Annotated in this window: 16 protein-coding genes; 10 read left to right on the plus strand and 6 right to left on the minus strand. The window is 67.9% G+C overall.

Translation table 11 applies throughout. From position 1 onward, the window contains the following. The first annotated feature begins 23 nt into the window (after positions 1 to 23). The 6 genes from GBZ48_RS09380 (at position 24) to GBZ48_RS09405 (ending at position 4602) form a co-directional block, all read left to right on the plus strand. Positions 24 to 728, plus strand: a complete 705-nt coding sequence (locus GBZ48_RS09380) for an ABC transporter ATP-binding protein (RefSeq protein WP_174470796.1) — start codon at positions 24 to 26, stop codon at positions 726 to 728. 111 nt (positions 729 to 839) lie between these two features. Next, complete coding sequence (locus tag GBZ48_RS09385; RefSeq protein ID WP_174470797.1) at positions 840 to 1847, plus strand: ABC transporter substrate-binding protein; 1008 nt, start codon at positions 840 to 842, stop codon at positions 1845 to 1847. A gap of 30 nt (positions 1848 to 1877) precedes the next feature. After that, positions 1878 to 2618: an ABC transporter permease gene (locus GBZ48_RS09390; RefSeq protein ID WP_174470798.1), complete on the plus strand. Its 741-nt coding sequence runs from the start codon at positions 1878 to 1880 to the stop codon at positions 2616 to 2618. A gap of 34 nt (positions 2619 to 2652) precedes the next feature. Continuing rightward, positions 2653 to 3330 carry an ABC transporter ATP-binding protein gene (locus GBZ48_RS09395; RefSeq protein ID WP_343049494.1) on the plus strand — a complete coding sequence of 226 codons (678 nt, stop codon included), beginning with the start codon at positions 2653 to 2655 and terminating at the stop codon, positions 3328 to 3330. Between the two features lie 181 nt (positions 3331 to 3511). Then, on the plus strand, positions 3512 to 3886 hold the full coding sequence (locus tag GBZ48_RS09400) for a DUF2946 family protein (protein ID WP_246307092.1): 375 nt from the start codon (positions 3512 to 3514) through the stop codon (positions 3884 to 3886). 185 nt (positions 3887 to 4071) lie between these two features. After that, on the plus strand, positions 4072 to 4602 hold the full coding sequence (locus GBZ48_RS09405) for a copper chaperone PCu(A)C (protein WP_174470800.1): 531 nt from the start codon (positions 4072 to 4074) through the stop codon (positions 4600 to 4602). Positions 4603 to 4659: 57 nt separating this feature from the next. On the opposite strand, the gene kdgT is transcribed toward GBZ48_RS09405, so the two are convergent. The 5 genes from kdgT to GBZ48_RS09430 all read right to left on the minus strand — a co-directional run bounded on the left by kdgT (position 4660) and on the right by GBZ48_RS09430 (position 10579). Continuing rightward, positions 4660 to 5676, minus strand: a complete 1017-nt coding sequence (kdgT, locus tag GBZ48_RS09410) for a 2-keto-3-deoxygluconate transporter (protein WP_174470801.1) — start codon at positions 5674 to 5676, stop codon at positions 4660 to 4662. Between the two features lie 335 nt (positions 5677 to 6011). Continuing rightward, a complete protein-coding gene (locus tag GBZ48_RS09415; protein ID WP_109050424.1) occupies positions 6012 to 6380 on the minus strand; it encodes a response regulator in 369 nt (122 codons plus the stop codon). Beyond that, positions 6377 to 7882 (minus strand): sensor histidine kinase, encoded by a 1506-nt coding sequence (locus GBZ48_RS09420; protein WP_174470802.1) that lies wholly within the window; start codon positions 7880 to 7882, stop codon positions 6377 to 6379. The genes GBZ48_RS09415 and GBZ48_RS09420 overlap by 4 nt, the downstream gene beginning before the upstream one ends. After that, the gene (locus GBZ48_RS09425; protein WP_174470803.1) at positions 7882 to 8355 is read right to left on the minus strand and encodes a response regulator; all 474 of its coding nucleotides are present in this window, start codon (positions 8353 to 8355) and stop codon (positions 7882 to 7884) included. Before GBZ48_RS09425 ends, GBZ48_RS09420 begins: the two co-directional genes overlap by 1 nt. A 4-nt stretch (positions 8356 to 8359) precedes the next feature. Then, positions 8360 to 10579 carry an ATP-binding protein gene (locus GBZ48_RS09430; protein ID WP_174470804.1) on the minus strand — a complete coding sequence of 740 codons (2220 nt, stop codon included), beginning with the start codon at positions 10577 to 10579 and terminating at the stop codon, positions 8360 to 8362. 411 nt (positions 10580 to 10990) lie between these two features. Between GBZ48_RS09430 and GBZ48_RS09435 the strand changes: the two genes are divergently transcribed. Further along, positions 10991 to 11965 (plus strand): NAD(P)H-dependent flavin oxidoreductase, encoded by a 975-nt coding sequence (locus GBZ48_RS09435; RefSeq protein WP_174470805.1) that lies wholly within the window; start codon positions 10991 to 10993, stop codon positions 11963 to 11965. A 22-nt stretch (positions 11966 to 11987) separates the two neighbouring features. Here the strand turns inward: GBZ48_RS09435 and GBZ48_RS37130 are convergent, their stop codons facing one another. After that, positions 11988 to 12089 carry a small membrane protein YohP gene (locus GBZ48_RS37130; RefSeq protein ID WP_455178851.1) on the minus strand — a complete coding sequence of 34 codons (102 nt, stop codon included), beginning with the start codon at positions 12087 to 12089 and terminating at the stop codon, positions 11988 to 11990. A 303-nt stretch (positions 12090 to 12392) separates the two neighbouring features. On the opposite strand from GBZ48_RS37130, the gene GBZ48_RS09440 reads away from it, so the two are divergent. From GBZ48_RS09440 to GBZ48_RS09450, 3 genes are read left to right on the plus strand one after another with little or no spacing between them, the layout of a single operon-like run. Next, positions 12393 to 12968 carry a sigma-70 family RNA polymerase sigma factor gene (locus GBZ48_RS09440; protein ID WP_098737657.1) on the plus strand — a complete coding sequence of 192 codons (576 nt, stop codon included), beginning with the start codon at positions 12393 to 12395 and terminating at the stop codon, positions 12966 to 12968. Then, the gene (locus GBZ48_RS09445) at positions 12965 to 13393 is read left to right on the plus strand and encodes a hypothetical protein (RefSeq protein WP_174470806.1); all 429 of its coding nucleotides are present in this window, start codon (positions 12965 to 12967) and stop codon (positions 13391 to 13393) included. The genes GBZ48_RS09440 and GBZ48_RS09445 overlap by 4 nt, the downstream gene beginning before the upstream one ends. After that, entirely contained in the window at positions 13390 to 13833 is a 444-nt protein-coding gene (locus GBZ48_RS09450; RefSeq protein ID WP_174470807.1) for a periplasmic heavy metal sensor, read from the plus strand. Before GBZ48_RS09445 ends, GBZ48_RS09450 begins: the two co-directional genes overlap by 4 nt. Positions 13834 to 14094 lie beyond the last annotated feature (261 nt).

The following is a 14094-nucleotide window of genomic DNA, read 5'->3' on the forward strand; positions in this document are numbered from 1 at the left end:
CGCCTGTCTGGACCCCTGCCGCCATGCTGACCGTATCCGATCTCGACCTGTACTATGGTGACGCCCAGGCGCTCGACGGCGTCACGTTGCAGGTGGCGGCGGGGCAGACCACCGCCATCGTCGGCGCCAACGGGGCAGGCAAGACCTCGCTGATCCGGGCCATCGCCGGAATCCTGAAGCCGGCGCGCGGCAGCATCCGCTTCAAGGACCGCGAGATCGCCGGCCTGCCCAGCCATGTCGTCTGCGACCTCGGCGTCGGGCAGGTGGCGGAGGGACGGCAGATCTTCCCGACGCTGAGCGTCCGCGAGAATCTGGAGATGGGCGCCGTCATCCCGCGCGCCCGCGCCGGCGCACGCCAGACCTACGACCGCGTGCTGGACCTGTTCCCGCGCCTGCGCGAAAGGCTGGATCAGGCGGCCGGCACCCTGTCCGGCGGCGAGCAGCAGATGCTGGCCATCGGCCGTTGCCTGATGGGCAAGCCGGACCTCATCATGTTCGACGAGCCCTCGCTCGGCCTGTCGCCCGCCCTGGTGCAGGAGCTGTTCCGCATCATCCGCTCGCTGGCCGCCGAGGGCATGACGATCATTCTGGTCGAACAGAATGTCGCGGCCTCCCTGCGCATCGCCCAGTCCGCTTACGTGCTGGAGAATGGCCGCGTCGTCCTGTCGGGAACGGGCGAGGCGCTGCTGGCCGACCCGGCGGTGAAACAGGCCTATCTGGGGCTGTGACACCACCGACCCTCCAGCCGGCGCTACCCCCCTTATCCTCCTATCGTTGAATATACGAACCATCTAAGATCCCCTTAAGCTGGCAGTCCAAAAGATGAGCGGACGGGGAACATGGCGGCAGGCTGTAGCAGACGGACGACCTTGCTGGCGGCCGGCGCGCTTCTGGCGTCGGGACTGGTCCGGACCGCCGCGGCTTCCGATTCCGCCGCCAGCCGTCCGGCCGTCCGCGCCGGGGTGCTGAAATTCGGCACGGTCAGTTGGGAACTCGACACCGTCCGCGCCAACGGCTTCGACAGGCAGGCCGGGATCGACCTGCAACTGGTCGAGCTGGCTGGCAACCCCGCCACTCAGGTGGCGCTCCAGGCCGGTGCTGTGGAGATCATCGTTTCCGACTGGCTGTGGGTGTCGCGGATGCGCAGCAAAGGGGAAGCGCTGTGCTTCATCCCCTATTCGACCGCCGTGGGCGCGCTGGTGGTTCCCGCCGGCTCGAAGATCGCCGGAGTCGGCGATCTGCGGGGCAAGCGCATCGGTGTCGCCGGCAGTCCGCTCGACAAAAGCTGGCTTCTGCTGAAGGCGTTGGCGGCCGACCGGCACGGGCTGTCGCTCGACCGCGATGCGCAGCCCTTCTTCGCCGCTCCGCCCCTGCTGAACAGCAAGGTCGCCGACGGCGATCTGGATGCCGTGCTGACCTATTGGCCCTTCGCCGCCCGGCTGGAGGCGAAGGGCATGCGGGTGTCGATGACCGTGGCCGACATGCTGGAAGCGTTGGGCCAGCCGGCGACGGTGCCGTCCATCGGCTATGTCTTCCGCGAGGAGTGGGCGCGCGCCAACCCGGCCGCCCTTGCCGGCTTCCAGGCCGCCACCGGTCAGGCGAAAGCTCTGCTGGCGCAGTCCGACGCGGCATGGCAGCGGCTCGCCCCGCTGATGCAGGCGGAGGATGACGCCACCTTCCGCACGCTGCGCGACCGCTACCGCGACGGCATCCCGCGCCGCTGGACGGAGGAGGAGCGGGCAGGGGCCGCGAAACTTTACGCGCTGATGGCAAGGCTGGGCGGACGGGAACTGGTCGGCGACGCACCCGCCATCGCGCCCGGCACTTTCTGGACCGGCGGGGCATAGCCGGTGCGCCGCGCCCCGATGCCTGCCCTGATGCCGGTTGTATCGATCCTGCTGCTGCTGGCGCTGTGGCAGGCCGCGGCCTTGATCGTCGGCGGGCGCCTGCTGCCGGGACCGCCGGTGGTGGCGCAGGCCCTGCTGCGCGAGGCGGAGAGCGGGGCGCTGTTCCGTCATATGGGCGTCACGCTGCTGCGGGTTCTGGCGGCCTTCGCGCTCGCCATGTCCATCGGCGTCGGCATCGGCCTGCCGATGGGGCGCTCGCCCTTCATCGACCGGCTGTTCGGCCCCTGGCTGGTCTTCTTCCTGAACCTGCCGGCGCTGGTGGTCATCGTGCTGGCCTATGTCTGGTTCGGCCTGACCGAGGCGGCGGCCATCGGCGCCGTCGCCATCAACAAGATTCCCAACACGGTGGTGCTGGTGCGGGCCGGCGCCCGCGCCATCGACGAGGGGCTGGTCGACATGGCCCGCGTCTACCGCCTGTCGCCCGCGGACCGGCTTCGCCATGTGCTGCTGCCGCAACTCACCCCCACCATCGCCGCGGCTGCGCGGTCCGGCCTGGCGCTGATCTGGAAGATCGTGCTGGTGGTCGAACTGCTGGGCCGCAGCGACGGTGTCGGATTCCAGATCAACCTCCTTTTTCAGACCTTCGATGTCGCAGGAATCCTGGCTTACACCATCGCGTTCGTGGCCGTGGTCCAGCTTCTGGAATACGGCGTCCTCCAGCCGGCCGAGCGGCATTGCCAGCGTTGGCGGCGGATGCCCGCTGACGCTTGAGATCCGCTCCAGGCGCTTCGGCGCGGTAGAGGCGGTGCGTGGCCTGACCCTGTCGGCCGCGGCGGGAGAGGTCGTGGCGCTGGTCGGCCCCAGCGGCTGCGGCAAGACGACGGCGCTCGGCATCGTCGCCGGGCTGGACCGCGCCTTCGACGGCAGGGTGGAGGTCGGACCGCGGCCGGACGGCGGGCCGGCCCGCATAGGCTATGTCTTCCAGGAGCCGCGCCTGCTGCCCTGGCGCACAGTGCGACAGAATCTGGCGCTGGTTTTGCCGTGGGCGCAGCGGCGCGGACCGGCGGTCGACGCCATGCTGGAGGCGCTGGAGCTGTCGCCCTTCGCCGACCGCTTCCCGACCCAGCTGTCGCTGGGCATGGCGCGGCGGGTGGCGCTCGCCCGCGCCTTCGTGGTGGAGCCGGACCTGCTGCTGATGGACGAGCCGTTCGTGTCGCTGGACGAGCCGACGGCGCTGCGGCTGCGCGGGCTGCTGTCGGACTTGCTGGACCGGCGGCCGACCACCGTCCTGCTGGTCACCCACAATCTGCGCGAGGCGTTGGCTCTGGCCGACCGGATTCTCCTGCTGGCGCCTTCGCCCGGCCGGGTGGTGGCGGAGGTGCCGGTGGCCGTTCCCCGCGCCGCCCGCGACGACGCCACCATCGAGGCGCTGCGCCGCGACCTGCTGTCCCGGCCGGAGCCGGCCTTCCGCCTGCTGGCCTGAGACAACGGGCCGACCCTGCGCGGCCTGTGGGTCCATTTGCCGCTCGTCCGTTCACGAACGCTGCGCTATCGTGGCCGCATCCTTGCCGGGAACGCCCGGCGTTTGCAGAGGGTGTCGAAGCCGGATGGCTTTCGGTCGGATGACAATGCGGCGGGTGCGGCGGCTCGGCCTTGTGGCCGGGATGGCTGCCCTTTTGCTGCAGGTCATCGCCTGGGGCTGGATGCCCCTGATGAGCGGCGGGATCGCCCAGGCCGGGGAGACCGTGTCCCTGGCGATCTGCTCCTCCGGCGGCCTGACCACCATCCAGGCTGCTGCGGCCGATTTCGCGATCCCCCATGACGGCGATCATGGGAAGTCGCCGGACCAAGCACCGTCCGGAACCGGCCATTGCCCGCTCTGCCCACTGGTGACCGGGTTGGCCTTGCCGCCACCGCCGCTGGCGGTCGGCCCCGCTCTTGCCATGAACCGCGACACCCACCTGCTGCCGGCCGAGCATGTCGCCAGCGGCTGGTTCCTGTCGACCCTCCAAGCGCGGGCTCCCCCACCGCTCGCCTGATTTTCCTCCGGCTTTGAATCATCGCCGCTGCCGGTCGCCACACCCGATCCCTGTGCGGATTGCCGCGTCCCGACCGCCGCAGCACAGCGTGCCCGGTGCACGCCCCCTACCCACGAGCCCTGCGGCGTCGTTCGCCGTGGCGGCCATCCCCTGTTCTTCGCATCCGCATTCCAGGAGAAGAGTCCATGAAGCGCATTCTCGGCATCGCCGCAGCCATCGCCCTGTTCGGTGCCGGCACCGCCCTGGCCCACGGCTTCAAGGCCGGTGCAATCGAGATCGGCCACCCCTGGGCCCGTGCCACTGCGCCGTCCGCGCCGAATGGCGGCGCCTATCTGTCGCTGACGAACACCGGAACGACGGAAGACCGTCTGGTCGGCGCCTCCACCCCCGCGGCGGAGAAGGCCGAACTGCACACCCATCTGAACGAGAACGGCGTGATGAAGATGCGCGAAGTCGCCGGCGGCATCCCGGTCCCGGCGGGCGAGGCGGTGAAACTGGCGCCGGGCGGGCTGCACATCATGCTGCTCGGCCTCAAGCAGCCGCTGGTGAAGGGCGCCCACATCCCGATGACCCTGCGCTTCGAGAAGGCCGGCACCGTCGAGGTCGAGATCGCCGTCGAGGCGGCCGGGCAGGCCGCGCCCCCGGCCGAAGGCCACAATATGGGGGCTGCCGACGCCGGCCACACCCACAACGCCGCACCGGCCCAGAAGCAGTAACAAAAAAGGCCGCCGGGAGGGGGAACCCGCCGGCGGCCTTTTTTACAACCCACGTCCTTATTCGGCCGGGGCGATCCCCACCGGCTGGGACAGCCTCGCCGCCTCGGCCGCCCGATAGCGGGGCGACAGCACGCCGAACCGGCGCGCCCACCATGCGGTCAGCGGCGGCGTCAGCAGGGCGGTGACGACGACGCTGGTGGCGATCAGCGCCGTGGCGGACGGAGCGACCGGGGCGAAGGTCGGCTCGATCGAGGCGATGATCGGCGGCACCGTCACCGCGGCCCCGGCGGTGGAGGCGGCACCGATGCCGGCCGTGCCGTTGCCCTTCGCCAGCAGGATGTCGGCCAGCACCAGCATGAAGCCGGTGACGGCGATGACGCCCAGACCCAGCACGATGCCCAGCAGGCCGGTGTTGAGGATGGTCGAGAAGTTCAGGTTGTTGCCCAGCGCGAAGGCGAAGAAGGGAACCATCACCGAAACGCCCTGGGTGAAGAAGGCCCGCAGGTCCTTGTCGAGGTTGCCCAGCGCGAAGCCGATCAGGAAGGGCAGCAGCGCGCCGACCATCGTCTGCCAGGGGAAGGCGGCCAGACCGGCGATGCCCAGCGTGACCATGGTCATGAAGGGCCCGGATTCCAGGCACATCAGGCAGAAGGCGCCGGCTTCCTCCTTGGTGCCGTACTGCTGCATCAGCGCCATGTACATGCCGCCGTTGGTGTCGTTCATCACCGCGATGATCGCCAGCACCGACAGGCCGGAGAAGAAGCCCGAGGTGATGCCCTCCGCCGGGATGAACCAGGAGGCGATGACGCCCGCCAGCGCCGCGGTGAGGATCTTGACCGAAACCAGCACGCCGCTCTTGCGCAGGACCAGCGGGGTGGCCTTCAGGCTGATGCTGGCGCCGATGCAGAAGAACCACACCGACAGAATCGGCAACGTGCCGGTGATCAGGCCGTTGGTGAAGGAGCCGAAGAACTTGCCCGTATTGGGAGCCAGCGTGTTCAGGCAGGCGCCAAGGAACAGGGGGACGATCATCATCCCGCCGGGGATGCGGTCGATCCGGGATTTGATGTTCATGGAAGACACTCCTGCGAATTTCATCCCGTCGCCGCCGCGCCCCTTCGCCATCGGGCATGTTTCAGCGGCAGTCAATTTCGTTGAAGCGACAGCCGGAGCGTCGCTTTGTGCATACTAGTATACAAGTTAGCCGGTCATTGTCAAAGCGGCTGATTGTCAGCCGCGACAGGTTGTCGCGCCGGGCGGGAAGCGGAGGAGCGGGACGGGGAGGCCGGCGAGGCAGCATGCCGGAAGCAGCGCGCAGGGCTGCGGCCGGACCGGGGTCGGCCCAATGTCGATGCGGGTTACGGGTGCGGGCCCGCCGATGCAGGTGGCGGAACCGGCGGGACAGACGCTCAGCGCGGCCGGTGGCGGGCGAGGGCGTCGGTGATGTCGATGTCGCGGAACGGCTTGCCGATCACCGGCCGGGTGCGGTGGGCATCGGGCAGGCCCTCGGCCCCATGGCCGGTGGTGAAGATGAAGGGGATGCCGGCGCCGGCCAGCCGGTCGGCCACCGCGTCCACCCGCTCGCCACGCAGATTGACGTCGAGCAGCGCGATGTCGAATCCGCCCGCTTCGATCATTTCCAACGCCGCGGACACCGAACCCGCCGGGCCGAGACAGGCGACTCCCTGGTCGATCAGGGCATCCTCCAGGCTCATGGCGATCAGCGGTTCGTCTTCGACGATCAGGACGGTCAGGTTCGACAGATTAGCGTCGGTCACTGCGGGCTCACTCGCGACGACAGAGGAATGACAAGCCGGCATCGCACGCCGGCGGTTTCGAAAGCAAGGGCGACATCGCCCTCCAACTCATGCGCCAGACCACGCTCGATCAGGCGGGAACCGAAGCCGCGGCGGGTCGGCGGCACCACCGGCGGCCCCCCGCTCTCGCGCCAGCGCAGCACCAGCGCACCGCCCCGGTCGGATCGGCCCCCGATTTGACCGGAACCGATTTGGCTCATGCCGTCGCGCACCAATGTTTGCCCCGGTCTGACGATTTCCCAATCCAGGTCGACACGGCCGTTTTCCGCCGACAGCGCGCCATATTTCGCGGCGTTGGTGGCAAGCTCGTGAAAGGCAAGGTGCAGCGACACCGCCACACCGGTGGTCAGATTGACCGGCGGACCGCCAACCTTCACGCGCCCGGCATGGACATGGGGCTCCAGCGTCAGCGCGGCGATCTCGCTCAGCGAGGCGCCCTGCCAATGGCGGCGGGTCAGCAGATCGTGGGCCTGGGCCAGAGCGCGCAGGCGGGACTGGAAGGCATCGGGAAAGGCCTCCACCGACGGGGCGGCGCGCAGGGTCTGCTTGGCGATGGACTGCACCATCGCCAGCGTGTTCTTGACCCGGTGGTTCAGCTCCTCCAGCAGCAACAGCTGCCGCTCCTCGGCCTTCTTGCGGTCGGTGATATTCAGCGAAACGCCGGCCAGCCCGGTCGCCGTGCCGTCCTTGTCATAGACGGCACGGCCGCGCACCTGCACCCAATGGACGCTGCCGTCAGGCCAGATCGTGCGGTATTCCATGTCAAGCGGCGAGCCGCTGCCCACCGCCTGCCGGACCATCGCCTTCTGATGCTCGCGGTCGTCGGGATGGACATGCTCCAGCAGCCGTTCGTAGGTCGGGATCTCCGCCGGATCGGCCAAGCCGAGGTTTGCGGCGCAGATCGACGAGACGCGCAGCCGGTTGGTCGCCAGCGTCAGTTCCCAGGATCCCAGCCGCCCGGCCTCCAGCGCGAAGCGCAGCCGCGCCTCGCTCTCAGCCAGCGCGGCGCGCTTGTCGGTCAGCTCGTTGCGGTCGCGCGCCTCGATCAGGGCGCGACGGACCACCACCTGCAGCCGCTCCATCCGCAGCTTCACGACATAGTCGGTGGCGCCCTTCTTCAGCGCCTCGATGGCGTTCTCCTCGCCCAGCATGCCGGACACGAAGATGAAGGGCACCCGCGGCAGGCGGTCGCGCGCGATGGCCAGCGCCGACATGCCGTCGAAATCGGGCAGGTCGAAGTCGGACAGGATCAGGTCGAAGGGGCCGCCGCCGGTGACCGCCTCGATGAAGGCCTGCCGCGTCTCGACGCGATGGACGTCGAACGCATGGTCGTCGATCATCAGAAGATGTTCGCGCACCAGATCGGCGTCGATGCCGCTGTCCTCCAGCAGGAGGACACGGCAGGGCGTCGGCGGGTCCAGACCCGCGGTATCACCGGCGGCGGTGTCGATCACGTCAGCCATCAGGTGCCGCGCGGCCGGCGGGGATGGCAGCCGGGCGGCGGCTCGTTCAGAATCGCCCAGAAACTGCCGATGTCGCGGATCGCGTCGAAGAACTCCTTGAAGCCGACCGGCTTGACCACGAAGGCGTTCACCCCCAACCGGTAGCTGCGGACGAGATCCTGCTCCTCCTTGGAGGAGGTCAGCATGACGACGGGGATGGCGCGGGTGTTCTCGTTCGCCTTGATCCGCTGCAATACCTCGATCCCGTCCACCTTCGGCAACTTGATGTCGAGGATGATGACGGCCGGATATTTCGGGTCGGTCGGCTTCGACACCGCCTCCCCATCCTCGCGGAACAGGTAGGACAGCGCCTCCGCCCCATCGCGGGCGACGACGATGTCGTTGGCGAGTTGCGCCTCGGCGAACGCCTCCAGCGTCAGCTCCAGGTCCTTCGGGTTGTCCTCGACCAGCAGGATCGGTTTCAGCGTGGCCATGGGGCTACCTCGATTCGGCGGCGACGGACCGCGGCAGGGAGAAATGGAAGGTGGCGCCATGATCCAGCTTGCCTTCCGCCCAGACACGCCCGCCGTGGCGCTCCACGATGCGGCGGACATTGGCAAGCCCGATGCCGATGCCTTCGAACTCTTCCTCGCGGTGCAGGCGCTGGAATACGCCGAAGAGCTTGCCGGCATAGGCCATATCGAATCCACGGCCATTGTCGCGGACGAAGAACTCATGCGCGTCGGCATTGGAACGGCACCCGACCTCGATCTCCGGATCGGTGCGGTCGCGGGTGTATTTGATGGCGTTGGACAGCAGATTCTGCACCACCAGCCGCAGCATGGTCGGGTCACCGGTCACGCCGGGCAGCGGATGCACCGTCCAGCGCAGGTTGCGGCCTTGCAGGTCCGGCTCCAGCAGATGCCGCACCTCGTCCACCAGCTGACCGACATCGACCTCCACCCGCGCCAGCGTGGCGCGGCCCAGCTGCGAGAAATGCAGCAACCCGTCGACCAGCCGCCCGGCCGAACTCGCCGCCTCGATGATGCTGTCCAGATAATGGCGTTCCCGCTCGCTCAGCTTGTCGCCCGCGCGGGACCGCAGCAGTTCGGCATAGCTGGTGACGTGCCGGAACGGAGCCCGCAGGTCGTGCGAGACCGAATAGGAAAAGGCGGCAAGCTCGCCGTTGCTGCGGCGCAGCTCCTCGTTCAGCGCGGCCATTTCTTCGGCCTTGCGCAGAACGATGCTGACGATGGCGTTGCGGAAATCGCCGGCCGCCTCGATCTCGCCATGGCGCCAGGGCAGGGACTGGCCGCGCACCGTCTCCTTCCAGGCTTCGAAGGAACTGCGGGGCGATAGCCCGCCGCTGGAGTCCAGCGGCTTCTTGGGATCGCCGGCCCAGTCGATCGACTGCACGATCTCCGGCCGGAACCACAGAAGATAGCTGGGGTGAAGCTGCGAGATGGAGATCGCCAGCAGGCCGCTGGCGGTCCGCTCCATCCCGGCGGCGGCCGGCATCTCGGCCGGAAGCTGGTGGCTGACGAACAGATCCTTGATGCCCTGTCCGGCCAGTTCGGCGGCGATGGCCTCGACCACCTCCTGCGGCGGGGTGCGGCCGATCAGCCGGCAGTCGCCGTCGAACAGGATCGCGGCGCCATCGGCGTTGACCAGTCCCAGCAGATCCTCGCGGTCCTCGCTCAGCCCGTCGATGAAGCTCTCCGCCGCCGCCATATGGGCGAGCAGGCGGGCCTGCGTGCTCTTGGAGCGGATGCGATGGTCGGCATCCAGCGCCCGTTCCAGCGCGATCATCTGGCTGGACAGCACCTGCCCGAGCAGGTCGCAGGCGGTGCGCACCGCGAAGGAAACCTGCCGCGGCTCCGCATGATGGCAGGAGATCAGGCCCCACAGCCTGTCGCCATCCATCACGGAGATCGACATTGAGGCCGGTGTGCCCATGTTCCGCATATATTCGAGATGCACCGGCGAGACGCTGCGCAGCACGGAAAAGCTGAGGTCCAGCGGCGGCGCATCCCATCTGCCGGACAGGATCGGGACCGGTTGGTAGCGGGCGTCGGCGATCAGCCGCAGGCGGTTCAGCGCATAGAGCCGCCGGGCCTGCTGCGGGATGTCGGACGCCGGAAAGCGCAGGCCGCGGTAGGAGGGCAGGCGGTCGTTCCCGTCCTCCGCGATGACGGTGCCGTTCCATTGCTCATCGAAGCGGTAGACCAGCACGCGGTCGAACCCGGTCAGCGCCCGCACCTCCGCGGCCGTGCTGGCCAGCAGGGCGTCGAAATCATGGGCGGCCTGCATGCGGCGGATGCCTTCGCGCATCTGCGGGTACAGCGCCTCCAGCGTGCCGGCACCGGTGGCGGGCAGTTCCTCCAGCTCCAGGATCACCAGGGCACCCGAGCGGTGGGCGATGGCCTGATGGTCGGCAACGCTGCGCAGCTTGAGGATTTCGAGCTGCACCGGCTCCGTCGGAGCGTTGCGCAGTCCACGGATCAGCGACGCCGTCGACGCGCAGTCGATCAGCCGGTCGACCGGCAGACCGAAGGCTTCGGCTGGCGGGCGGTTCAGCACCGCTCCGGCCTCGGCACTCGCGCAGACCAGACGCAGGCTGTCCGCCTCCACCGCCAGCAGATGGCCATGCGGCTGGATGCTGCCGGGAAGATGAATCGGTTCGCGCGCGCAGGCGTCGAGGTCGAACGTGCCCGCCATGGTCTGGGGCCACGGTTCCGGTCCGGTTGCAGGCGTCACAATCGTCCTTTGCTCGTCTCGGTCACAGTTCGACGTTCCGTTCCTGAGCCGGACCCGTCTTCAAATCGGGACCGCTGATATGATCTGCTGGCTTTTGCCGGTATTCAGCATAATCAGCGACTTAAAAACCCTGTTTTCGCCGCGCGCACCGCGTCGAGGTGAACGAAGCGACAGGATAACCTGTCAGACCCTATACTTCATTATCATAGGATACGTTGTATGATCGTTCTTGGATTTCCCAGCGTTTCGCTCTTTCATCATACGCCGAAGATCATATCCCGAATCGGCGTCTGGGATCGCTTATAAGGAAGTATGCCGCAGTGGTTCCATGACTGTCTGCGACAAATGGTCAGATATGGGAAAGGGGACGCCATGAAAACCGAGGTAACGCGCCTGCTCGGCATCGATTACCCGATTGTGCAGGGCGGGATGCAGTGGGTCGGGCTGGCGGAACTGGCGGCGGCCGTATCGAATGCCGGCGGCCTGGGCATCCTGACCGCACTGACCCAGCCGACGCCGAAGGAACTGGCGCGTGAGATCGAGCGGTGCCGCGCTATGACGGAACGGCCATTCGGTGTGAACCTGACCATGCTGCCCGCGGTCAAGCCGCCGCCCTACGAACGCTATCTCGACGTCATCATCGACAGCGGCATCACCATCGTCGAGACCGCCGGCAACAGCCCGCGCGCCTTCGTGGAGCGGATGAAGGCCCATGGCATCCTCATCCTGCACAAATGCACCAGCGTCCGCCATGCGCTGAGCGCCGAACGGGCCGGGGTCGATATCATCAGCATCGACGGGTTCGAATGCGCCGGCCATCCGGGAGAGGACGACATCCCGGGCCTGATCCTGATCCCGGCGGCGGTGCGGGCCTTGCGGATTCCGGTTATCGCGTCGGGCGGGATCGCCGACGGGCGCGGCATGGCCGCAGCCCTGGCCCTGGGAGCCCAGGGCGTCAACATGGGCACCCGTTTCCTCTGCACGCGCGAGGCGCCGGTGCATGACAGCATCAAGCAGGCGCTGGTCGCCGCCGGGGAGCGCGACACCAACCTGATCCTGCGCAGCATGCGCAACACCGCCCGCGTCTTCAGGAATGCGGTATCCGACGAGGTCGTGGCTTTGGAGAAGCGCCCCGGCGGCGCCCAGTTCGACGAGGTCCGGCCGCTTGTCGCTGGCCAGCGCGGCCGGGCGGCCTTGCAGTCCGGCGACATCCAGGACGGGATCGTGTCCGCCGGCATGGCGATCGGCCTGATCGACGACATCCCGAGTTGCGACGATCTGATCCGCCGGATGGTCGCCGACTGCCGCGCCCATCTGCGCCGCGCACTGGCTCTGGCGGAGGAATAGACGGGCGGGGCAGGGCAGGGACTCAGAAGATCAGCTTCAGGATGCCGGTGACGACCAGCAGGCCGATGATGAAGATGATCAGGATGGCCCAGCCGAGAATCTTGAGCATGGTGTGGTCCTTCAATCGCCTCGTTGGCAGCGCCACCGGCATCCGGTGACGCCACGGTCATGCTTGGAACAACCCGCAAGGCCGTACAGGGGTTCCCGCCGGGCGGGCAAAGACGCAGCAGGCCATGTACCGCGCTGGGAGAGCCCGGTCCGGCCGGTGCGCAAGAAACGCATAATCATTCTTATGGAAATTAATTGCTGCAGGAGGGCCAATTCTCAGGGAAATCCCCTATGGGAAAATTGCCTGTCGCCGCGCAGGACTTCCGGCCCCGGCCGCGTATAAAAGCCTGACAGCAACCGGGAGCGGGCGGAAGACGGCGTGAAGCCTACCGAGGAGACGGCGACGGACGAGGCGTTGATGGCGGACGCTGCGGCCGGTGACCGGAAAGCGTTTGGAACGCTCACGCGCCGGCATCTGCGCCGCAGCATCGCCTTGGCCCAACGGGTTGTCGGGAACGCCGCCGACGCCGAAGAGGTCGCGCAGGATGCCTTCCTGCAGATCTGGGCCAACGCCGACCGCTGGCGCGGCGACGGAACCCGCTTCACGACCTGGCTGTACAGGATCGTGGTGAACCGTGCCATCGACTATAAGCGGCGGCGCAGCTTCGCCCCCCTGGATGCCGCCGACGAGATCGCCGACCCGGCCTGGAGCGCCGAAACGGTGATCGACGGCATCCGGATCGGCGCTGCGGTGGATGCCGCGATCGCCGCCCTTCCCGAGCGGCAGCGGGCGGCGCTCAGCCTTTGCTACCATGAGGAGATGACGTGCGCTGAAGCATCGGAAATACTGCAGGTGTCTGTTTCGGCTATGGAAAGTCTGCTGGTCCGGGCGCGCCGCGTTGTGCGGGCCCGGCTTCAACCCCTGATCCGTCAGAAGGACGGTGCTCGGTCATGACGCTCAAAGAGTTCAAACGCTACGCCGAGGCCTATGGCGCCGATCTGGACCGCTGGCCGCGTTCGGCCCGGGTCGATGCCCTGGCCCTTCTGGACGACAGTGCCGAAGCCCGCGACCTGCTGGCCGATGCCGCCGTCACCGACGCGCTGCTCGACGCCGCTTCGACCCCGCTGGTCTCATCCCGGCGCGAGGCCGAGGTTTTCGACCGCATTGCCGACTGTCTGGCGCAGCGGATCGTGCCCGAATTCGTGCCGTGGTTCCTGTCGCGGCCGCCCTTCCGCCCTGCCCCGCTGGCCGGGTTCCTGGCCGGCATGGCGCTGGTCGGCTTCCTCAGCTACAGCCAGGGCCTGATTTCCTTCGAAAAGACGAGCACGCCTGGCCTGTCCGGCGTGATGATCGTCAGCTATCTGGGAGACACGCGATGACGCCGTCGATCCGGCGCCGCTGGCCCTGGTTCCTCCTGGTCGGGTCCCTTGCGCTCAACATGCTGGCCGGCGGCTTCGTCGTCGCCCACAGCTTCCGCCCGCCCCCGCCGCCCGGCGGGCCGGACCGGATGCTGGAACGCTTCGTCGAGGACGTGTCGCAACGCCTGTCGCCGACCGATGCCGCGGTCCTGCGCAAGGCGCTGGACGACGCCCGCCCGCTGTTCGTCCGCATGCATGTCAGCCGGGAGGAGTTCACCCCCCGTCTGCGCACCGCCCTGATGGCCCAGCCCTTCGATGCGGCCGGCGTCAAGGCCATGTTCGACAGCGTCCACGCCACCGACGCCGCCTTGCGAAGCGAGATCGAGGCGCGCGTCGTCGATACCCTTTCCCGTCTCTCCCCCGAAGGCCGCCTGCGTTTGGCTGAAAGCCGCCTTCCCTGATCCTTTCGGTTTCGACCGGCGGCAGACACATCCGGGGTCAGGCCGGGGCGGCATGTCCGTCCCGGCCTCTTTTCCTTTATTCGGAAACAGGCTGAGCAAGCGAAAAAGAAAAGGCGGCCAGACGGTATCGCCGCCAGGCCGCCCTTAAGTTGGTTCGGGAGGAAACGCAACCAAGTTGCACGGAAAGATATAGGCCGATATGGTTAACGGCTGATGAATGGAGGGGAGAAATCGCCCCCTACCACTTATTTGCGAAGAACA

Origin of the sequence: Azospirillum melinis (assembly GCF_013340935.1) — a bacterium.
GTDB lineage: Bacteria > Pseudomonadota > Alphaproteobacteria > Azospirillales > Azospirillaceae > Azospirillum > Azospirillum melinis.